We start from the raw sequence: 20,403 nt of genomic DNA, 5'->3' as shown, positions 1-20,403 counted from the left end.
AAGTGACATGCCCGCGTTCACCGCAGCCGACGTCAAGCGTCTCCGCGACGCCACCGGCGCCGGCATGATGGACTGCAAGAAGGCCCTCACCGAGGCCGACGGCGACTACGACAAGGCCGTCGAGTTCCTGCGGGTCAAGGGCGCCAAGGACGTCGGCAAGCGCCTGGAGCGCTCGACCACCAACGGGGTGGTCGTCAGCCGCGACGGCGCCCTGCTGGAGCTGGACTGCGAGACCGACTTCGTCGCCAAGAACGCCGACTTCGTCAAGCTCGCCGACCGGCTGCTCGACGTCGCCCTGGCGCAGAAGCCGGCCGACGCCGCCGGCCTGCTGGCCACCGAGGTCGACGGCCAGACCGTCGCCGCGCTGATCGAGTCCGAGTCGGCCCGCATCGGCGAGAAGCTGGTGCTGTCCCGCTTCGTCGCCTTCGACGGCGCGACCGCGATCTACCTGCACAAGCGCGCCACCGACCTGCCCCCGGCGATCGGGGTGGCCGTGCAGTACTCCGGTGGCAGCGAGGAGGCCGCGCGCAGCCTGGCGATGCACATCGCCGCCGCCCGCCCGCGGTACCTCACCCGTGAGGAGGTCCCGGCCGAGGCGGTCGAGACCGAGCGTCGCGTCGCCGAGCAGACGGCCAAGGAGGAGGGCAAGCCCGAGCAGGCGATCAGCAAGATCGTCGAGGGTCGGGTCAACGCCTACTACAAGGACTTCGTCCTCCTCGAGCAGCCCTCGATCACCGAGCCCAAGCGCACGGTGAAGCAGGTCATCGCCGAGCAGGGGCTGACCGTCGACCGGTTCGCCCGGTTCGAGGTCGGCCAGAACTGAAGAAGGACCCCCTTCCTCCCCCCGCCTCGCAGGCTCGGCGTGGGTCCCGGGAAGGGGGCCGTTCCAGCACGTCACCGCCGGCCCCGTTCCCGTCAGGGACGGGGCCGGTGGGCTGTCCGGACCCAGGCCGACCCGCCCGCTGCGGCTCCATGCGGCAGGATCGACGCAGACGACACCGACCCGAGGGACCGATGTGACCGACACCCGTACCGCCATCAACCCGGAGGGGCTGACGTCCGCACCCACCGCCTTCGCGCCCCCGGACGGCCAGGGCTACTCCCGGGTGCTGCTCAAGCTCTCCGGTGAGGCCTTCGGCGGCGGCAAGGTCGGGCTGGACTCGGACATCGTCCGCAACATCGCCGAGCAGCTGGCCGCCGTCGTCCACGCCGGCACGCAGGTCGCCGTCGTCGTCGGTGGCGGCAACTTCTTCCGCGGCGCCGAGCTGTCGCAGGCAGGCATGGACCGCCGGCACGCCGACTACATGGGCATGCTCGGCACGGTCATGAACTGTGTGGCGCTGCAGGATTTCTGCGAGCAGGTGGGCCTGGAGACCCGGGTGCAGACGGCGATCACCATGGGGCAGGTCGCCGAGCCCTACATCCCCCGCAAGGCCGTCCGGCACCTGGAGAAGGGGCGCCTGGTCATCTTCGGCGCCGGTGCCGGCATGCCGTACTTCTCCACCGACACCGTCGCCGCCCAGCGCGCCCTGGAGATCGGCTGCCAGGTGCTGCTCATGGCCAAGAATGGGGTGGACGGCGTCTACGACGACGACCCGCGGACCAACTCCGCGGCCACCATGTACCACGACCTCGACTACGGCACCGTGCTCGCCAAGCAGCTCAAGGTGGCCGACGCCACGGCCATCAGCCTCTGCATGGACAACCAGATGCCGATCGTCGTGTTCAACCTGTTGCGCGACGGCAACATCGCCCGGGCGGTCGCGGGTGAGAAGATCGGCACGCTGATCAGCCAGCCGGTCTGACGACCGGCTCCGCTCGCACGGTGCGGGCGACGCTCGCCGGACGTCGCCCGCACCGCCCCGCACCGTCACCACCCGCCGGCCAGCGCGGCAGCACCTGCCGCAGGAAGTGAGAGCCCCGTGATCGACGACACCCTGCTCGACGCCGAGGAGCGGATGGACAAGGCCCTGTCGGTCGCCCGCGAGGACCTTGGCTCCGTCCGCACCGGCCGCGCCACCCCATCGATGTTCAACAAGATCGTCGTCGACTACTACGGCGCCTACACCCCGGTGCCGCAGATGGCCTCGATCACCGTGCCGGAGGCGCGGATGGCGGTCATCAAGCCCTACGACGCCAGTCAGCTGCAGGCCATCGAGCGGGCCATCCGCGACTCGGATCTGGGCGTCAACCCGACCAACGACGGCACGCTGATCCGGGTGGTGTTCCCGCAGCTGACCGAGGAGCGCCGCCGTGATCTGGTCAAGGTGGCCCGCGCCAAGGGCGAGGACGCCAAGGTCGCCATCCGCAACGTGCGGCGCCGGTCGAAGGAAGAGCTCGACCGCATCGCCAAGGACGGCGAGGCCGGTGAGGACGACGTGCGCCGCGCGGAAAAGGAGCTCGACGACCTCACCTCGGCCCACGTGGCCAGCATCGACGAGGCGATGAAGAACAAGGAAGCCGAGCTGCTGGACGTCTGAGCCGACGCGCCGCAGCACGATGGCCCGCCACCCGTCCCGCCCCGAGCCCAACGGCCCGGGTACCGAGCCTGCCCTCGGCCTGAGGGGCCTGGTCCCCGGCCTCGACCGGGACGACGACCGGCCGGCTCCCCAGGAGCATGCTCCGCGGCGGCCGCGGCCCGGTCCCGCCCACCGTCGGGCCGACACCGGCCCGGTGCGGCAGGTGCAGCCACCGCCGGTGCCTCGCCGTTCCGGGGCCTCCCCGGCCCGGCCGGCCGATGGCGGCGGAGCCGAGGAGCCACCGGCGACCGCGCTGCCCGACGCGCTGGGGGCCGAGGCGACCGGCGAGACGCCGCACGAGACGCCCAGTGGCGCTCCGGCACCGGCCAGCGGACGGGCCGGCCGGAACATGGCCGCCGCCGTCGGCGTCGGCGTCGGCCTGGCTGTGGTCCTCCTCGCGTCCCTGCTGGTCTGGCGGCCGGCGTTCCTGCTCGTCCTCACCATCGCGGTGCTGATCAGCGTGGTCGAGCTCAGCCGTGCCCTCGAGGACGGCGGGCACCGCCCGGCGCTCCCGCCGCTGCTGATCGGCTCGCTGGCGATCGTGGCGCTGGCCTGGACCCGGGGCCCCACCGGCCTGGTGGTGGCGTTCTTGCTGACCGTCTTCGCCGTCCTGCTCTGGCGGCTCGGCGACGGCCCGGTCGGCTACCTGCGCGATGCCTCCGCCGCGGTCCTCGTGGCGCTCTACGTGCCGCTGCTGGCCGGCTTCGCGGTGCTGCTGCTGGTCCCTGACGACGGCGCCGCCCGGGTGCTGGCCTTCATCGTCACCGTGGTCGGCAGCGACATCGGCGGCTTCGCGGCCGGTGTGCTCTTCGGAAAGCATCCTCTCGCGCGGACGGTGAGCCCCAAGAAGTCCTGGGAGGGGCTGGCCGGCTCGGTCGCGGCGTGCGTGCTCATCGGCACCCTGTTCGTCACCCTCGCATTCTCCGGGCCCTGGTGGGGTGGGGTGCTGTTCGGGATAGCGATCGCCCTCACCTCGACGCTGGGCGACCTGGGCGAGTCGCTGATCAAGCGCGACCTCGGGATCAAGGACATGGGGGCGCTGCTGCCCGGCCACGGTGGGCTGATGGACCGGATGGACTCGCTGCTGCCCTCGGCCGCCGTCGCCTACCTGCTGCTGTCGGTCGTCGCCCCGGTGTGAGGGCGACGGGCCGTCGACGCGCACCTGCTCCGGCCGACGACGGTGAACCCCCGCCGGGCCGGCTCGTCGGCCGGGTTCCCGCCGGCGCCGTGGCAGCATGCTCCCGGTGCCGAACGAGGAACCTCCCGGACCGACCGAGTGGGGGAAATCCGTCGGGGTGGGCCCGTGGCCGGGTCCGTGGCCGGCGGATGCTCGTCTCGACCCGGAACTGCTGGCCGGTGGCGACCGGCGCAACGTCGTCGACCGCTACCGCTACTGGACGCTCGAGGCGATCGTCGCCGACCTCGACCGGCGCCGGCATCCGTTCCACGTCGCCATCGAGAACTTCGGGCACGACATGAACATCGGCACGGTCGTGCGTACCGCCAACGCCTTCCTCGCTGCCGAGGTGCACGTCGTGGGCCGTCAGCGCTGGAACCGGCGTGGGGCAATGGTCACCGACCGCTACCAGCACCTGCGCCACCACCCGACGGTCGCCGACCTGCTGCGCTTCGCGGCCTCGACCGACCTGGCCGTCGTGGCGGTCGACAACGGGCCCGGTGCCGTTCCGCTGGAGACCGTCGACCTGCCCCGGCGCTGCGTCCTGCTCTTCGGCGAGGAAGGGCCCGGGCTGACGCCGGAGGCCCGGGCGGGGGCCGCGCTCACCGTCTCGATCGCGCAGTTCGGCTCGACCCGGTCGCTCAACGCCGGCGTCGCTGCCGGGATCGCCATGCACGGCTGGGTCCGGCAACACGCGGACCTGTCCGGCCACTCCAGTAACGAAGTGTGACGACGCGCCCGGCGCGGGTTGGCCATTCTCCCCGGCGTCGCCTGCCCGGCGGACCCGCCGGCGAGGGGCAGCATGGCCCGTTGGTTCCGGCTTCCTGAGTACCGGCCACGGACGTGGCCGGCCGGACGACCGCCGGGGGAGGAGCGCTCGTGGACACCGGTCGACCGCGGGACGTCGTTCCTCCGCCTGCCGCGCCCGGCGCTCCGGGCGCGGATGCCGCCGACCCCAGCTGGGACGCCGCCTGGCTGCCCGAGTGGCTGGCGTCGGAGGATGACGAGCTCCAGCCCGACGAGGCTGGGCCCGAGGAAGCCGGGCCCGACGAGGCTGAGCCCGAGGAGCCTGGGGACGACGGATCTCCGGAACCGACCGGCGGCGCCGCGGACGGCGACGCGGTCGAGCCGCTGGACGTCGACGCGGCCGCGGCCGAGGGCGCGGAGGACGGAGAGCTCCGGGATGCCGAGGGCGACGACGGTGCTGACGACGGGCCCGCGGACACCGGCGTCGTCGCCGCGGCAGCCGCCGGACCTGCCCAGACGGCGGTCCCGGCCCTGGAGCCCGCGGTCACCGATGCGGCTGCGGTCGTCGACGACGAGCAGGCGGAGGACGACGTCGACGAGGGCGCGGGACCCGACGCCCGGGATCCCGTCGGGTCCGTCGACCAGGAACCCGTCCTGAGCCCTGCCGGCGTGCGTCCCCGGTGGCGGGCCCGGATGCTCGTGCCGCTGGTCCTGGTCGTCGTCGGCGCGGGAGTCGCGGTGTTCACGTCGTCCGGTGTCGCCGACCGCGAGGCCCCGGCCGTCGCAGCAGCCGAGCGGGAGACCCCTGCCGCGACGACCCCCTCGGCGCGCGCCGGTGGAGCGGGCCGGGGCGCCGACGGTGCCGCCGTCCCGAGCCCCCCTGCCGTGCCGACCGCGGTTCCGGCCGCCGAGCCGTCGGTCGCGCGGGTGACCGGGCCGCTGGCCGCGCCCGCCGCCAGCGGCACGACCCTTGGCGACGCGGCCGGGCGGCCGGTGGTGGCACGACCGGTGACCGCCGTGCGGGCGCCCGTGCCCCCCGTCGCCCCGGTGAAGACCGCCGCTCCGGTCGGCGCGCCCTCGACCGGAGCGACGCCGGGCGCCCCGGTCATGATGGCCCCGCCCGCGGGAACGCCGACGCCCGGTGCCCCGCCGATCGGGACGCCGATCCCCACGACGCCGATGCCCACGACGCCGCCCACCGCGACGCCGCCGCCCACCGCGACGCAGCCGCCCACGGCGACGACGACGCCCGACACCAACGATCCGGCGGAGCCGACGCCGACGACGCCCGACCCCAACGATCCGGCCGAGCCGACGCCGACGGCACCGCCCGACCCGAGCGATCCGGTGGAGCCGAGTGATCCGGCGAAGCCGACGCCGACGACGCCGCCCGACCCGAGCGATCCGGCGGAGCCGAGCGATCCGGCAGAGCCGAGTGATCCGGCGGAGCCGACGCCGACCGCCCCGCCGACCGGCACGGCGCCGCCCACCGCGACGTCGGCACCGACCCCTCCGGTCGAGCTGCCGCCGCTTGCGAGCGCCGCCCGGCCCTACTGACCCCACCGGCCGGGGAGCCATCTCACCCTCACCGACGGGCCCCGGGCCGCCGGGCAGTGGGACCATGGAACACGCTATGACTGCCCTGCCTCTCGTCTTCGACGCCCCGCGGCGTACCAAGCCGCCCCGCCACCTCGCCGATCTGACCCGCGAGGAGGCCCGCGCCGCCGCGGTCGACCTGGGGCAGCCGGCTTTCCGCGCCGACCAGCTGGTGCGGCACTACTACGCCGGGGTCACCGACCCGGCGCAGATGACCGACCTCCCGGCCGCGGTCCGCGAGGACCTCACCGCGGCGCTGCTGCCCGGCCTGCTGACCCCGGTCCGGCACCAGTCCGCCGACGGTGGACGCACCCGCAAGACCCTGTGGCGGCTGCACGATGGCGCGCTGGTCGAGAGCGTGCTCATGCGCTACCCCGAGCGGGCCACGGTCTGCATCTCGAGCCAGGCCGGCTGCGGGATGGCGTGCCCGTTCTGTGCGACCGGGCAGAGCGGGCTCACCCGCAACCTCTCCGCGGCCGAGATCATCGGTCAGGCCGTGGCCGCCGCGGCCGCCATGGCGAACGGGGAGATCCATGGGGGGCCGGGGCGGCTGTCCAACGTCGTCTTCATGGGCATGGGCGAGCCGCTGGCGAACTACCCCCGCGTCCGCAAGACCCTCGATGCGCTGCTCACGCCGGCCCCGCACGGGCTCGGGCTGTCCCAGCGCGCGGTGACCGTCTCCACGGTCGGCCTGGTGCCCTCGATCCGCCGGCTCACCGAGGAGGGGCTCAACGTGACCCTCGCGGTGAGCCTGCACGCCCCCGACGACGAGCTGCGCGACACCCTGGTGCCGATCAACACTCGCTGGAAGGTCGCCGAGGTGCTCGGCGCCGCCGACGACTACGCGCGGCGCACCGGTCGCCGGTACTCGGTCGAGTACGCGCTGATCCGCGACGTCAACGACCAGCCGTTCCGCGCCGACCTGCTCGGGAAGCTGCTGTCCTCGCGGCTGGCGCACGTCAACCTCATCCCGCTGAACCCGACCCCGGGCAGCCCCTGGGACGCCAGCCCGCTGCCCGCGCAGCGCGAGTTCGTCGCCCGGCTCCGGGCGGCCGGCGTGCCGACGACGGTCCGCGACACCCGCGGATCGGACATCGACGGCGCCTGCGGGCAGCTCGCCGCCGCCGACCAGGTGGACGGCGTCCCCAGCGTCGCCCTCGCGACCCCCTCGATCCCGCAGCCACCCGTCGAGGAGTCCGTGGCCCTGGGCGCCGACCCCGACGAGGCATGACCGCACCGGGCACCGCGGGTGGGCATCCGGGACAGGCCGAGGCGCACACCCACACCCACTCCGACGTCGCCGGGGGATGGCTGCGCGCCGCCGTCTTCGGGGCGATGGACGGCCTGGTGACCAACACCGCGCTGGTGGCCGGGGTGGCCGGGGGCGGGGTCAGCGCGCACGCCGTCGTCCTGTCCGGGGTTGCCGGTCTCGCCGCCGGGGCGATCTCCATGGCGCTGGGTGAGTACACGTCGGTCACCACGCAGAACGAGCAGCTGGACCTCGAGGTCGCGAAGGAGCGCCACGAGCTGACGACCAACCCCGTCGGTGAACAGCGGGAGCTGGCCGAGCTGTGGGAGGCCCGGGGGCTCGAGGCCCCGCTGGCCGCGGCGGTCGCCGAGCAGCTGTCCCGCGACCCGGAGCAGGCGCTGCGGGTGCACGCGGTGAACGAGCTGGGCCTCGACCCCGAGGAGAAGCCGTCGCCGATGACGGCGGCGGTCTCCTCGTTCCTGTGCTTCGCCGTCGGCGCGGTGATCCCGCTGCTGCCGTTCCTGCTCGGGGCGCCGGTGCTGTGGCTCGCACTGCTGTGCGGCGGGATCGGTCTGGTCGCGGCCGGCGCGATCTCCGCGCGCTTCACCGCGCGGCCCTGGTGGCAGGCCGGCCTGCGCCAGCTGCTGTTCGGCGCCGTGGCGGCCGCGGTGACCTACCTGATCGGTCTGGCGATCGGATCCGGCATCGGCTGAGCCGGCGGACGCCGGCCGGGGGGTTCCTGGCCGGCGTCCGCGGGTGTGGTCGGTGTGGTCATGCTCAGGCCTGGGTGGCTCCGGTGCGTCGGCGGGAGACGAGGAGGGCGCCGCTGCCGGCGATGACGAGGGCGCCGCCGAGGGCGAGTGGGACGGCGACGCTGGCGCCGGTGTAGGCCAGGTTGCTGGAGCTGGCGGTGGTGGTGCCGGTGCCGACGTGGACGGTTTCCTGGAAGTAGGAGCCCTTGTTGCCGTCGTAGACGAAGGTGTGGTCGGCCTCGGTGGTGCCGGCCGGGATGGTGTAGGTCGCGGTGACGACGCCGTTGGCGTCGGCGGTGAAGGTGCCCAGGACGGTCGGGGTGGAGTGCATGACCAGGGTGACGACCTCGAAGGGCTGGAAGCCCTTGAGGATCTTGGTGATCTCCTTGCCCGGGACGACGGCCGAGGCCGGCACCGAGGTGGAGGTGGGGGCGATGCCCGCGGTGTTGGCCGAGGCGCCCTTGATGGCGCCCTTGGCCGGGGTGGCCGGGGTGGCCGTGTCGGTGCCGGTGTCGGTGCCGGTGTCGTTGGTGTCGGTGCTGGGGGCGGGGGTCGGCGTCGTGGCCGGCGCGGTCACCGTCGTGGTGATGAACGGGTATTCGGTGCCCTCGGTGCCGTAGACCTGGCTGCAGACCGCACCGATCTGGTGGGCGCCGGCCGGGGTGCCGGTCGGGAAGGACAGGGTCACCGACCATGCGCCGTTCGCGTCGGACTCCCCGATGACCAGGTCGTCGGTCTCCAGCGCCTCGTCGGTCAGGACGACCGCGAATGCCGGGTATGCCTCGTCGAGGGTGGGGCATGCGGTGCCGTTGACGGTGAACGACGCACCGGCGACGACGGAGGCAGGAGCCACCGGGGCGGGCAGCGGGTCGGCGGCGAGGGCGGCGGGCGCCAGCGCCAGACCGGCGGTGGTGGCGACGAGCGACAGGCCGGCGGCAGCGGTCACGCGGCGCAGGGGAAGGAGGGACATCGGGACTCCGGTCTCAGGTTGGCGGCCCGCACGTCCGGACCGGCTTGCCCTGGACATCGGCGTGGAACCGGGCCAACTGAAACGGGATCACCCGACGGGGCGGCGATGTCCGGATCTGCCCGGAGCGGACCCGATGCTCATCGCTCGCAGGCCAGGCCTGCCGCCGCCACCGCGGCGGTCGTCTCATCGGTCGCGACCCGGGCGATGGTGCTACCCACGGGAGCGCTGACCGGCAGTACCGCGACCTCCCCGACGTCCGCCCGGGCCAGCGAGATCAGATCGGCCACGGAGGTGCCCGGGTCGACGGTCACCGCACCCGAGGCGGCCCAGGCGATCCGCTGGAGACGCCACGGGCGGACGACGGATCCGTGGACGGCGTCGGTGAGGGCCGAGAGAACCGTGCCGGCGGCCGACGCGCGGCCGTCCGGGTCGACCGGGACCGGCACCCAGTCGTCGCCGACCCGGCGCTCCGGATGCCGGGAGCGCACCAGAGCCAGGGCGGTCGCGCCGTCCACGTGCTGCGGCCCGGCCGAGGGCAGCAACAGCCCGGCGGCGGGATCGCGGACCGCGGCGGCCACGTCGAGGTCCAGACCGCCGACCGCGTCCACCACCGAGGCGAAGCCGGCCAGGTCGACCGCCACCAGGTGGTCGACCGGGATGCCCAGGGTGCAGAGCGCGTCGGCCGTGGCCCCCGGGCCGTCCAGCCAGGTCAGAGCCAGGCGGCCGGCCGTGATACCCCCGGATCGCACGACGAGGTCCCGGGGGATCGACAGCGCACCGGCGACGCCGTCGGCCGTCCGGTGCACGACGACGATGACGTCGGCACGGCTCCCCGGCACGTCCTGCGGACTGCCGAAGTCCTCGACGGCCGCCCCGGCCGGCAGGCGCTCGCGGGAGTCCAAGCCGACGAGCACCCAGGTGGTCCCGTCGCCGTCCGGACGCAGATCGACATCCAGCTCACCCACCCGGGCGCTGACCAGCGTCGCATCGACGCAGAGGAGCGCCACCAGCGCCGCCAGGACGGCGAGGACCGTCCGGAGCCGGCGCCGCCGGGACGAGACCCCGGGGGCAGCGGACGGCGGACGCCGGCCGGGGGGTTCCTGGCCGGCGTCCGCGGGTGTGGTCGGTGTGGTCATGCTCAGGCCTGGGTGGCTCCGGTGCGTCGGCGGGAGACGAGGAGGGCGCCGCTGCCGGCGATGACGAGGGCGCCGCCGAGGGCGAGTGGGACGGCGACGCTGGCGCCGGTGTAGGCCAGGTTGCTGGAGCTGGCGGTGGTGGTGCCGGTGCCGACGTGGACGGTTTCCTGGAAGTAGGAGCCCTTGTTGCCGTCGTAGACGAAGGTGTGGTCGGCCTCGGTGGTGCCGGCCGGGATGGTGTAGGTCGCGGTGACGACGCCGTTGGCGTCGGCGGTGAAGGTGCCCAGGACGGTCGGGGTGGAGTGCATGACCAGGGTGACGACCTCGAAGGGCTGGAAGCCCTTGAGGATCTTGGTGATCTCCTTGCCCGGGACGACGGCCGAGGCCGGCACCGAGGTGGAGGTGGGGGCGATGCCCGCGGTGTTGGCCGAGGCGCCCTTGATGGCGCCCTTGGCCGGGGTGGCCGGGGTGGCCGTGTCGGTGCCGGTGTCGGTGCCGGTGTCGTTGGTGTCGGTGCTGGGGGCGGGGGTCGGCGTCGTGGCCGGCGCGGTCACCGTCGTGGTGATGAACGGGTATTCGGTGCCCTCGGTGCCGTAGACCTGGCTGCAGACCGCACCGATCTGGTGGACGCCGGCCGGGGTGCCGGTCGGGAAGGACAGGGTCACCGACCATGCGCCGTTCGCGTCGGACTCCCCGATGACCAGGTCGTCGGTCTCCAGCGCCTCGTCGGTCAGGACGACCGCGAATGCCGGGTATGCCTCGTCGAGGGTCGGGCATGCGGTGCCGTTGACGGTGAACGACGCACCGGCGACGACGGAGGCAGGAGCCACCGGGGCGGGCAGCGGGTCGGCGGCGAGGGCGGCAGGCGCCAGCGCCAGACCGAGGGTAGCGGTGCCGAGAGTGAGGCCCGTCGTCACGGCGACGCGGGAGCGGGACAGGCGGCTCATCGGAGTCTCCGGTTCGTGGCGGCGGCCCGACGTCCGGGCCTGTTGGTGTCTGTCTAGTGGTCGGTCTCGTCCCGGAATGGCAGTCGTTGCTCCGACACGCCACGCTATCGACCAAGTCATGACAGTTGACCCGCGGATCGTCCAGACGCGAGGCCTTCGACGCTGTGTGCACCTGCCGACAGCTGGACGGATCGCTACCCACATGTGCTGGTATCTGCGTCACGGCGCGAGGGCGGGTGACCGGAACGATCCTGCGGTCGATCGTCCAGCGATCAGGGGCGGTCGGCGTCGTCCGTGCCGGAGGCCGGCGGTCCTGCCGCGGTCACGGTCACGGCGACGATCGGGTAGTCGAACTCCGCGCTGTCCGCGGAGCCGCCGCCCCGGCACACGGCGCCCACCTCGTGCGTCCCGGCCGACGTGCCGGCCGGGAACGACAGGGTCACCGACCATTCGCCGTCGGCGTCGGCCACGCCGACGGCCAGGTCGTCGGTCGACTCCGCCTCGTCGGTCAGGACGGCCACCCTGGCCGGATCGCCGGCGTCGAGGGCGTGGCACCCGCTTCCGCTGACCGTGAACGGGGTCCCCGCGACCACGGTCAGCGGCAGCGCGGGTGCACTGGCCGGCGCACCCTGCGGCGCGGCGGCCGCGGTGGTCCCGAAGGTGAGGACCGCAACGGCGGTGCCGGCGGCGAGACCGGCCGCCACGGCGACCCGGGAACGGGGCAGGCGGGCCATCGGGACCTCCGGGGTGGGGCGGTGGTCCGGCGGCCGGACCTGTCCGTCTCTGTCTAGCTGCCCGGCAGGGCCCGCTTGGCACTGGTTGCCAGGACACGCTGGCCGGCCGGCCATCCCGTCACAGCCGCACCACCCGTTGCTGCGGACGGAGTCGGGAATCGGGCAGGACATGCCAATGGCAGAGGCCGCCTCCCCGTGGGGGAGGCGGCCTCCGTGGTCGTGCGGCGCCGCAGTCGGCGGCGTGAGCTCAGTTCTTGCGCCAGGCGTTCTTCCGGCGGCGGGAGTCCCAGATCAGGAGCACCACCATGACGGCCGCCAGGCTGATCAACCAGAGGTCCTCCACCTGGCCCTCGTGGTTGCCGAAGACCATCGCGGCGAGGAAGGCGATCGGCACGAGCGCTGCGATCCGGCCGTACTTGCCCATCTCGTGGTGCCAGCCCCAGTCCTCGGGGCGCTCGTGCTGGATCGGGGCCTCGCCGGCCCGCACGATGCCCTCCACCCGGGCGGGCTGCTCGATCACCCGGGCGCTGGTCTGGTGGCCCTGTCCACGGCCGCTGTGCTCACTCACGTGGCTTCCTCGCTGGGGCTCGTCGGCCGCGTTCGCGGCGCTGCTGTGCTGGTCGGTGAGCTCGCACGCTCGCTCACGACGCATGATGCCAGGCCCGGCGAACGGCCACCCGGCGACCGGCGGGCGGGGGGCGGGTGTTGCGAGGATGCACCCGTGAACGCGCCGCGGAAGGTCACCGTGCTGGGGTCCACCGGGTCGATCGGCCGGCAGGCGATCGCCGTGGCCCGGCAGAACCCCGACCACCTCCGGGTGACCGCGCTGGCCGCCGGTGGCGGCGACGTGGCCCTGCTCGCCGAGCAGGCCCTGTCGCTGGGCGTGCGCACCGTGGCGGTCGCCCGCGCCACGGCCGCCCAGGATCTGCAGCTCGCCTTCTACGCCGCTGCCTCCAAGCGCGGCTGGGCGCAGGGGCAGTACGCGCTCCCCGAGATCCTTGCCGGACCCCGCGCCGCCGAGGAGCTGGCCGCCCGCCCCGCCGACGTCGTCCTGAACGGGATCACCGGGTCCATCGGACTCGGGCCCACCCTCGCCGCGCTCCGGGCCGGGCGCACCGTGGCGCTGGCCAACAAGGAGTCCCTGGTCGCCGGGGGGTCGCTGGTCACCGCCGCGGCCGCACCGGGTCAGCTGGTGCCGGTCGACTCCGAGCACTCGGCCCTGGCGCAGTGCCTGCGGGGCGGTGCCCGCGGCGAGGTCGCGCGGCTGGTGCTCACCGCCAGCGGCGGCCCCTTCCGCGGCCGCACCGCGGCCGAGCTGGCCGACGTCACCCCCGAGCAGGCCCTGGCCCACCCGACCTGGGACATGGGCCCGGTCGTGACGATCAACTCGGCCACGCTGGTCAACAAGGGGCTGGAGCTGATCGAGGCCCACCTGCTCTTCGGCGTCCCCTACGCCGACATCGACGTCGTGGTGCACCCGCAGTCGATCGTGCACTCGATGGTCACCTTCACCGACGGCGCGACGATCGCCCAGGCCAGCCCACCGGACATGCGGCTGCCGATCGCCCTGGCGCTGGCCTGGCCCGACCGGCTGCCCGACGTCCAGCCTGCCCTCGACTGGTCGGCCGCCACCCGTTGGGAGTTCGCACCGCTGGACGAGGTGGCCTTCCCGGCGGTGCGCCTCGCCCGGCAGGCGGGGGAGGCCGGCGGCGTCGTCCCGGCGCTGTACAACGCGGCCAACGAGGAGGCGGTGGCGGCGTTCGCGGCCGGACACCTGTCGTTCCCAGCCATCGTCCAGGTCGTCGCGGGTACGCTCGACCAGGCGCCGGACCTCGGCGTCCCCACCTGCGTCGAGGACGTGCTGGCCGCGGAGAAGTGGGCCCGGGAGCACGCCCGCGCCGCGATCGGCCAGCGGATGTGACGGAGGGGCTGAACTGAGCGGGTTCCTGTTGACGGTCCTCGGGATCGTCGCCTTCGCCGTCGGCCTGTTGTTCTCCATCGGCTTCCACGAGTTCGGCCACTTCTTCTGGGCCCGGAAGTTCGGCATGCGGGTGCCGCAGTTCTTCGTCGGCTTCGGCCCGACGGTGTTCTCCCGGCACCGCGGGGAGACCGAGTTCGGCATCAAGGCCGTTCCGCTGGGCGGCTACATCCGCATCGTCGGGATGATCCCGCCGGCCGAGGAGGGCGAGAGCAAGCGCGCCACCCGGATGCGCAGCTTCATCGCCGAGGTCCGCGGCCAGGCGCTCAACGACGTGCGGCCGACCGACGGCGACCGGGTCTTCTACAAGAAGCCCTGGTGGCAGCGGGTGATCGTGATGTTCGCCGGTCCGTTCCACAACCTGGTGCTCGCCGTCGTCTTCTTCACCGTCGTGCTGGTCGGCTTCGGCATCCCGGAGTCGACCACGACGATCGCCTCGGTCCCGGCCTGCGTGCTGCCCGCCGGTGCCAGCAGCGCAGGTGCCGCCGACCCCTGCCGGGTACCGATCACCGACACCGGCGAGCGGTGCGAGACCGGCAGCGCCGAGTGCGCGCTGCCGCCGCCGAGCCCGGCCGCCGCGGCCGGCCTGGAGCCCGGCGACACCATCGTGGCCATCGACGGCCGCCCGGTGTCGCAGGAGACCGACACCGGCTGGAAGCAGTTGCAGGAGGCCGTCCGGGCCAGCATCGACGCCCCGGTCGTGCTCACCGTGGAACGGGACGGCGCCGAGCGCGACCTGACCGTCACCCCGATCGAGAACCGCGTCTACCTCGAGGCGCAGAGCGACGAGACGGTCCGCGTCGGCTACGTCGGGGTCAGTCCGGCGCAGACCTACGTGCAGCAGCCGGTCACCGCCGTCCCGGCCTTCCTCGGTGACACCATCGAGCGGTCGGTGGACCGGCTGATCGAGATTCCGGAGCGGATTCCGCAGCTGTTCCGGGCCACGTTCCTGGGCGAGGAGCGAGACCCCAACGGACCGATCGGCGTCATCGGCGTCAGCCGGATCTCCGGTGAGGTGTTCGCCCTCGAGCGCTTCACCACCACCGAGAAGATCAGCACGTTCTTCTCGCTGCTGGCCGGGGTGAACCTGGTGCTGTTCCTGTTCAACCTGGTGCCCATCTACCCGCTGGATGGCGGGCACGTCGCCGGTGCGCTCTACGAGAAGGCCCGCTCGGTCGCGGCCCGGCTGCGCGGCCGGCCCGACCCGGGCCCGTTCGACATCGCCCGGCTGATGCCGGTCGCCTACGTCGTCGCCGGGCTGTTCATCGTGCTGTCCGGGCTGCTGTTCATCGCCGACATCGTCAACCCCCTCACGCTCTCGCAGTAGGAGACTTCTGGTTGTGAGTGAGCTTGCGAACGAACCATCGAGCACAGCACCGTCGGTCACGAGGCCGACGAGCGTCAGCGAGGAGCGCACGTGACCGTCTCTCTGGGGCTGCCTGCCCTGCCGCCGCCCGTCCTCGCCCCTCGCCGCGCGACCCGGCAGCTCGACGTCGGCGGGGTCGGGGTGGGCAGCGATTCCCCGGTCAGCGTGCAGTCGATGTGCACCACCAAGACCGCCGACATCAACGCCACGCTGCAGCAGATCGCCGAGCTGACCGCGTCCGGCTGCCAGATCGTCCGGGTGGCGGTGCCCGACACCGACGACGCCGAGGCGCTGCCGATCATCGCGAAGAAGTCGCAGATCCCGGTGATCGCCGACATCCACTTCCAGCCGCGCTACGTCTTCGCCGCGATCGACGCCGGCTGCGCCGCCGTCCGGGTCAACCCCGGCAACATCAAGAAGTTCGACGACAAGGTCGGCGAGATCGCCAAGGCCGCCAAGGACGCCGGCACCCCGATCCGGATCGGCGTCAACGCCGGCTCGCTGGACCGCCGGCTGCTGGCCAAGTACGGCAAGGCGACACCCGAGGCGCTGGTCGAGTCCGCGCTGTGGGAGTGCTCGCTGTTCGAGGAGCACGACTTCCGCGAGATCAAGATCTCGGTCAAGCACAACGACCCGGTCGTCATGGTGCGGGCCTACGAGCTGCTGGCCGAGCAGTGCGACTACCCGCTGCACCTGGGCGTCACCGAGGCCGGGCCCTCCTTCCAGGGCACGATCAAGTCCGCCGTGGCCTTCGGGGCGTTGCTGTCCCGCGGCATCGGCGACACGATCCGGGTGTCGCTGTCGGCACCGCCGGTGGAGGAGGTGAAGGTCGGCAACCAGATCCTGGAGTCGCTGAACCTTCGCCAGCGCGGGCTGGAGATCGTCAGCTGCCCGTCCTGCGGCCGGGCCCAGGTCGACGTCTACAAGCTGGCCAACGAGGTCACCGCCGGGCTCGAGGGCATGGAGGTGCCGCTGCGGGTCGCGGTCATGGGCTGCGTCGTCAACGGACCGGGCGAGGCCCGGGAGGCCGATCTCGGCGTCGCCTCCGGCAACGGCAAGGGCCAGATCTTCGTCCGCGGCGAGGTCATCAAGACCGTCTCGGAATCGCAGATCGTCGAGACCCTGATCGAGGAGGCCATGCGCATCGCCGCCGAGCAGGTCGACGTCGGCAACCCGTCGGGTCCGCCGGTCGTGACGGTCAGCTGAGGACGACGACGGCCCAGGGCCGAGGACGGGAGCGCTGGAGGTGCTGCGGTCGGCATCGGCGCGCGTCCTGCACGAGGACGACGAGGCAGCGGTCCGGGAACTGCTGGCCACCGACCCGGTCGGCGCCTGCATGCTCGCCGGCCGGGTCGAGGTGTACGGCACCGGCACGTCGCTGGGGGCTCCGTTGTGGGGCCTGTACTCCGGGCGGCAGCTGGACGCGGTGTGCCTGGCCGGCGCCAACCTGATCCCCTTCGCCCGCCCCGGCGCCGAGCGCGCCGCGGCGGTGGCCTTCGCCGAACGGGCCCGCCGGGCCGGTCGGCGGTGCTCCACCGTCGTCGGCCCGGCCTCGGCCGTGACGCCGCTGTGGGAGCTGCTGGCGCCGTCCTGGGGGCCGGCCCGCGAGGTCCGGGCCCACCAGCCGCTGATGGCCATCGAGGGGCCGCCGGCGGTGCCGGCCGAGGCCCGGGTGCGGCCGGTCCGCCCCGACCAGCTCGACGTCCTCCTGCCCGCGGCGGTGGCCATGTTCACCGAGGAGGTCGGCATCAGCCCCCTCCGGATCGACGGTGGCGCCGGCTACCGCGCCCGGGTCGCCGAGCTGGTCTGCGCCGGCCTGGCGCTGGCCTGGATCGAGGACGGCCAGGTGGTGTTCAAGGCCGACGTCGGGGCCGTGTCGCGCGAGGCGTGCCAGCTGCAGGGCGTCTGGGTGGCGCCGCGGTGGCGTGGCCGCGGGATCGGTCAGCGCGGCACGGCGGCCGTCGTCGAGTACGCCCGGACCACGATCGCCCCGGTGGTCAGCCTCTACGTCAACGACTACAACGAGACGGCCCGCGCCGCCTACACCCGGGTCGGCTTCAGCCAGGTCGGCACCTACGCCTCCATCCTCTTCTGAAGAAGGATCTCGGTGCCGGGTGCTCGGCCCGGTCGCCGGTGTCTGCCAAGGTGGGGAGGTGCGGAGACGGCGGGGGACGGCGCAGGTCATCGGGTCGGCCGGAGTGGCGCTGCTGGTCGTGGCGCCGGTGCTGGCCGGGTGCTCGAGCGACCCGTCCGACGACGTCCGCGCGGCCGCCCAGGCGTTTCTCGACGACTGGACCGCGGGCGACACCGAGGCCGCCGCGACGCAGACCACCGACCCGGCGGCGACGACCACGCTGCTGACCCGGACGGCCACCGACCTGCCCGACGCGACGTTGACGGCCGAGGTCGGTGACGTCGTGGTCGAGGACGGGGAGGCGACGGTCGCCTGGGAGGCCACCTGGGACCTGGTCGCCGCCCCCGACTGGACCTACTCGGCCGCGCTCGACCTCACCGAGGCGGGGGATTCCTGGCAGGTGGTGTCCGCACCGACGATCGTGCATCCCGAGCTGGGGGAGGGGCAGCACCTCGAGCTCAGCCGCACCCTCGCCGGGCGCGCCCCGATCACCGATGGCGCGGGCGCCGCGCTGTTCACCCCCACCGAGATCGTCAACGTCGGGATCGACCCCGGCCAGGTGACCGACCTGCCGTCGCTGGCCGCCGGCCTGTCGGCCGCCACCGGTATCGCCGCCGAGGAGATCGTCGCCGACGTGCAGGCCGCACCGGCCGGGCAGTTCGTGCCCGTCATCAGCCTCCGCCGACCGGACTTCGAGGCCATCCGCGCGCAGGTCTTCGACCTGCCCGGCGCCGTGTTCCCCACCGAGACCCGATCCCTGGCGCCCACCTCCCGCTTCGCCCTCGCGCTGCTGGGCCGGGTGGCACCCGCGACCGCGGAGGTCCTGGAGGAGACGGTGGACGACGACGGCGAGCCGCGGTACGCAGCCGGTGACGTGCTCGGCACCAGCGGTCTGCAGCGCGCCTTCCAGACCCAGCTGGCCGGCACGCCCGGGTTCAGCGTCTCGGTGGTCAGCGACGACGAGGCACTCGAGGACACCGGTGTGGTCGTCGGCTCGGTGGACCCCGTCCCGGGGACACCGGTGCAGACGCCCCTGGTGCCGGCGCTGCAGAACGCCGCGGACGCCGCCGTCGCCACCCAGCCACTGGCCACCCACCTGGTGGTCGTCCGCCCGGGCACCGGGGAGCTGCTGGCGGTGAGCTCCAACGCGGCGGCCAACCCGACGAACGCGCTGACCGGCCGGTTCCCGCCCGGCTCGAGCATGAAGACGGTGACGGCGACCGCGCTGCTGTCGGCCGGCACCGTGGCCCCGTCGTCCCCGGTGGCCTGCCCCGGCACCACCGTGGTCGACGGCCGGGAGTTCGAGAACGAGGACCAGTTCGACCTGGGCACCGTGCCCTTCACCGAGGCCTTCGCGCAGTCGTGCAACACGACCTTCATCCAGCAGGCCCTGACCCTGCCCGACGGCGCCCTGGCCGCCGCCGCCGCCTCCTACGGGGTCGGCAGCGACTGGCAGCTGCCGGTGGACGTATTCAGCGGCGAGGTACCCACCACGAGCACCGGCACCGCCAAGGCGGCCGACGCGATCGGCCAGGGGCAGGTGCTGATGAGCCCCGCGCAGCTCGCCCTCGTCGCCGCCGGGATCGCCAGCGGCACCCCGGCCGCACCGGTCGAGGTGCCGGGTGCACCGGTGGCAGGGCCGGCCCCGGCCGGTCCACCGGCCGCGGTGCTGGAGGGGCTGCGGCCGATGATGCGCCAGGTCGTGCTCTCCGGGACCGCCACGGGCCTGGCCGACCGCGGCGAGGTGTACGGCAAGACGGGCACCGCCGAGTTCGGCCCCGGCACCCCGCCGGACGCGCACGGCTGGTTCATGGGCTACCAGCTCGGCGGGCCGCAGGGCGACATCGCCTTCGCCGTGCTCGTCGAGGAGGGCCAGTCCAGCAGTGTCGCGGTGGACGTCGCCGACACCTTCCTCGGCGCCCTCTGACACCGCCCTGGCCCGTCCGATCGTGGCCGGAGCCCGCGAAGCGTGGGCCGGCCGGGGCCCTTCCAGGGGCTGCTGCTCAGGAGCCGGGGAGGCCGGGGAACGCCGTGGTGACCGGGGTCAGACCGGCCGCGGCGCGCCACGCGACGGCCCGTACCTCGGCATCGGCCAGCACGACCACCGCCCACGCGCGGGTGGACCGCTCGCCGGCCTGGTCCAGCACCCACGCCCACGCCGCGGCGACGCCGTCCTCGAGGGTGACCGCCAGCGCGGCGGCGTCGACCGGTGACAGCACCGGGAACGGCAGGGCGTACGCCGCCTCGGCGGGCACCGGGTCCACGCCCCGGGCGTCCAGCAGCCCGGCCACCTCGTCGCGGACGTCGCGGTGGGCGGCCAGCGCGACGTCGGCCGGCTCGCGGTCGGTTCCCGGCAGCGCGGCGCCGACGACGCCGTAGCCCCACACCGCCACGTGGGCGGCGGCGAGCGCGTCCTGCAGGGCTGCCTCCTCGGGGCCGACCGCGGTGCGCCCGGAGGTCGGCGTGCTCTCGCCGTCAGCCACGAGCGGCGCTCCTCCCAGGTCGTCGCGTGTTCATGCCAGCCGCCCCTCCGCCCCGCGCAGACCGGCGGCGATGCTGCCGAGCAGCGCCGCCCGGGCGCCGGTGAAGTCCGGGCAGGCCGCCGCGTGCGCGGCGGCCGCCCGGCCCACCTCGGCGCGCAGCAGGGCCCGGACCCCGGCCGGGTCGCCCGGCGCCGAGGAGGGTCCTGCGGTCGGGTCCGCCGCCGCCCCCGGTGCGGCCGCCACCAGCCGCTCGAGCTGCGCCCGGGCCTGGGCGGCCAGCACGGCGACCTCCGTGGCCACCTCGGCGGAGCCGGCCGAGGCGCGGTCGTAGGCCGCCACCAGTGCCGCCTGCACCGCCACCTGCTCGGCGAGCCGGTCGACCTGGGCGGGGGTGACCGCGTCGGCGGTGTCGCCGTCCGACGACGTGCAGCCCGCGGCCACCGCCGCCGTCCCCGCCACGGCGGCGGCCAGCAGCGCGCGCCGGGAGAAGGCGCCCGCCGGGACGGCACCGGGGGAGGAGTCGGACATCGCCGCCCATCCTCGCAGTCCTCGGCGGCCCGTCCCCGCAACGTCCCCGCAACGACCCGGCGACGACCCGGTGACGACCGGTGTCGG

At 74.1% G+C, this 20,403-nt stretch carries 20 protein-coding genes; 13 read left to right on the top strand and 7 right to left on the bottom strand.

The genetic code is table 11. The annotated features are described in order from the left end of the window. Nucleotides 1-7 precede the first annotated feature (7 nt). The 8 genes from tsf to ACYVG5_RS17840 all read left to right on the top strand — a co-directional run bounded on the left by tsf (nt 8) and on the right by ACYVG5_RS17840 (nt 8,001). The gene (tsf, locus tag ACYVG5_RS17875; RefSeq protein ID WP_222049277.1) at nt 8-823 is read left to right on the top strand and encodes a translation elongation factor Ts; all 816 of its coding nucleotides are present in this window, start codon (nt 8-10) and stop codon (nt 821-823) included. A 193-nt stretch (nt 824-1,016) separates the two neighbouring features. Then, the gene (pyrH, locus tag ACYVG5_RS17870; protein ID WP_460683410.1) at nt 1,017-1,805 is read left to right on the top strand and encodes a UMP kinase; all 789 of its coding nucleotides are present in this window, start codon (nt 1,017-1,019) and stop codon (nt 1,803-1,805) included. 117 nt (nt 1,806-1,922) lie between these two features. Then, entirely contained in the window at nt 1,923-2,480 is a 558-nt protein-coding gene (frr, locus tag ACYVG5_RS17865) for a ribosome recycling factor (protein WP_222049278.1), read from the top strand. A gap of 217 nt (nt 2,481-2,697) precedes the next feature. After that, complete coding sequence (locus ACYVG5_RS17860) at nt 2,698-3,657, top strand: phosphatidate cytidylyltransferase (RefSeq protein ID WP_460683409.1); 960 nt, start codon at nt 2,698-2,700, stop codon at nt 3,655-3,657. A 106-nt stretch (nt 3,658-3,763) separates the two neighbouring features. Then, entirely contained in the window at nt 3,764-4,426 is a 663-nt protein-coding gene (locus ACYVG5_RS17855) for a TrmH family RNA methyltransferase (RefSeq protein ID WP_460683408.1), read from the top strand. A 149-nt stretch (nt 4,427-4,575) separates the two neighbouring features. Further along, complete coding sequence (locus tag ACYVG5_RS17850; RefSeq protein WP_222049281.1) at nt 4,576-6,000, top strand: hypothetical protein; 1,425 nt, start codon at nt 4,576-4,578, stop codon at nt 5,998-6,000. 76 nt (nt 6,001-6,076) lie between these two features. After that, nucleotides 6,077-7,270 carry a dual-specificity RNA methyltransferase RlmN gene (rlmN, locus tag ACYVG5_RS17845; protein WP_246630528.1) on the top strand — a complete coding sequence of 398 codons (1,194 nt, stop codon included), beginning with the start codon at nt 6,077-6,079 and terminating at the stop codon, nt 7,268-7,270. Continuing rightward, nucleotides 7,267-8,001, top strand: coding sequence for a VIT1/CCC1 transporter family protein (locus ACYVG5_RS17840; protein ID WP_222049283.1), 735 nt, complete (start codon nt 7,267-7,269; stop codon nt 7,999-8,001). The genes rlmN and ACYVG5_RS17840 overlap by 4 nt, the downstream gene beginning before the upstream one ends. A 64-nt stretch (nt 8,002-8,065) precedes the next feature. Here ACYVG5_RS17840 and ACYVG5_RS17835 read toward each other — a convergent pair whose 3' ends face one another. From ACYVG5_RS17835 to ACYVG5_RS17815, 5 genes are all read right to left on the bottom strand, one after another. Next, the gene (locus ACYVG5_RS17835; RefSeq protein ID WP_222049284.1) at nt 8,066-9,010 is read right to left on the bottom strand and encodes a hypothetical protein; all 945 of its coding nucleotides are present in this window, start codon (nt 9,008-9,010) and stop codon (nt 8,066-8,068) included. A gap of 137 nt (nt 9,011-9,147) precedes the next feature. After that, on the bottom strand, nt 9,148-10,146 hold the full coding sequence (locus tag ACYVG5_RS17830) for an LCP family protein (RefSeq protein ID WP_222049285.1): 999 nt from the start codon (nt 10,144-10,146) through the stop codon (nt 9,148-9,150). Between the two features lie 2 nt (nt 10,147-10,148). Continuing rightward, nucleotides 10,149-11,093 carry a hypothetical protein gene (locus ACYVG5_RS17825; protein ID WP_460683407.1) on the bottom strand — a complete coding sequence of 315 codons (945 nt, stop codon included), beginning with the start codon at nt 11,091-11,093 and terminating at the stop codon, nt 10,149-10,151. Between the two features lie 272 nt (nt 11,094-11,365). Continuing rightward, nucleotides 11,366-11,827: a hypothetical protein gene (locus ACYVG5_RS17820; RefSeq protein WP_222049287.1), complete on the bottom strand. Its 462-nt coding sequence runs from the start codon at nt 11,825-11,827 to the stop codon at nt 11,366-11,368. 247 nt (nt 11,828-12,074) lie between these two features. Further along, the gene (locus tag ACYVG5_RS17815) at nt 12,075-12,395 is read right to left on the bottom strand and encodes a DUF2631 domain-containing protein (protein WP_222049326.1); all 321 of its coding nucleotides are present in this window, start codon (nt 12,393-12,395) and stop codon (nt 12,075-12,077) included. A gap of 153 nt (nt 12,396-12,548) precedes the next feature. Between ACYVG5_RS17815 and dxr the strand changes: the two genes are divergently transcribed. The 5 genes from dxr to ACYVG5_RS17790 all read left to right on the top strand — a co-directional run bounded on the left by dxr (nt 12,549) and on the right by ACYVG5_RS17790 (nt 19,232). Beyond that, nucleotides 12,549-13,748 carry a 1-deoxy-D-xylulose-5-phosphate reductoisomerase gene (gene dxr, locus ACYVG5_RS17810; RefSeq protein WP_222049288.1) on the top strand — a complete coding sequence of 400 codons (1,200 nt, stop codon included), beginning with the start codon at nt 12,549-12,551 and terminating at the stop codon, nt 13,746-13,748. Nucleotides 13,749-13,776: 28 nt separating this feature from the next. After that, nucleotides 13,777-15,132, top strand: a complete 1,356-nt coding sequence (locus tag ACYVG5_RS17805; RefSeq protein ID WP_246630530.1) for a M50 family metallopeptidase — start codon at nt 13,777-13,779, stop codon at nt 15,130-15,132. 90 nt (nt 15,133-15,222) lie between these two features. Continuing rightward, a complete protein-coding gene (gene ispG, locus ACYVG5_RS17800) occupies nt 15,223-16,377 on the top strand; it encodes a flavodoxin-dependent (E)-4-hydroxy-3-methylbut-2-enyl-diphosphate synthase (RefSeq protein WP_222049289.1) in 1,155 nt (384 codons plus the stop codon). 40 nt (nt 16,378-16,417) lie between these two features. Further along, complete coding sequence (locus tag ACYVG5_RS17795; RefSeq protein WP_222049290.1) at nt 16,418-17,266, top strand: GNAT family N-acetyltransferase; 849 nt, start codon at nt 16,418-16,420, stop codon at nt 17,264-17,266. A gap of 58 nt (nt 17,267-17,324) precedes the next feature. Further along, complete coding sequence (locus tag ACYVG5_RS17790; protein ID WP_222049291.1) at nt 17,325-19,232, top strand: penicillin-binding transpeptidase domain-containing protein; 1,908 nt, start codon at nt 17,325-17,327, stop codon at nt 19,230-19,232. Between the two features lie 76 nt (nt 19,233-19,308). Here ACYVG5_RS17790 and ACYVG5_RS17785 read toward each other — a convergent pair whose 3' ends face one another. Then, nucleotides 19,309-19,788, bottom strand: coding sequence for a ferritin-like domain-containing protein (locus ACYVG5_RS17785; protein ID WP_222049292.1), 480 nt, complete (start codon nt 19,786-19,788; stop codon nt 19,309-19,311). A 30-nt stretch (nt 19,789-19,818) separates the two neighbouring features. Beyond that, on the bottom strand, nt 19,819-20,316 hold the full coding sequence (locus ACYVG5_RS17780) for a hypothetical protein (protein WP_246630531.1): 498 nt from the start codon (nt 20,314-20,316) through the stop codon (nt 19,819-19,821). Nucleotides 20,317-20,403: the final 87 nt, after the last annotated feature.

It is taken from the genome of Modestobacter lapidis (assembly GCF_054780755.1).
This window is presented reverse-complemented; position numbering and strand designations above follow the sequence as displayed.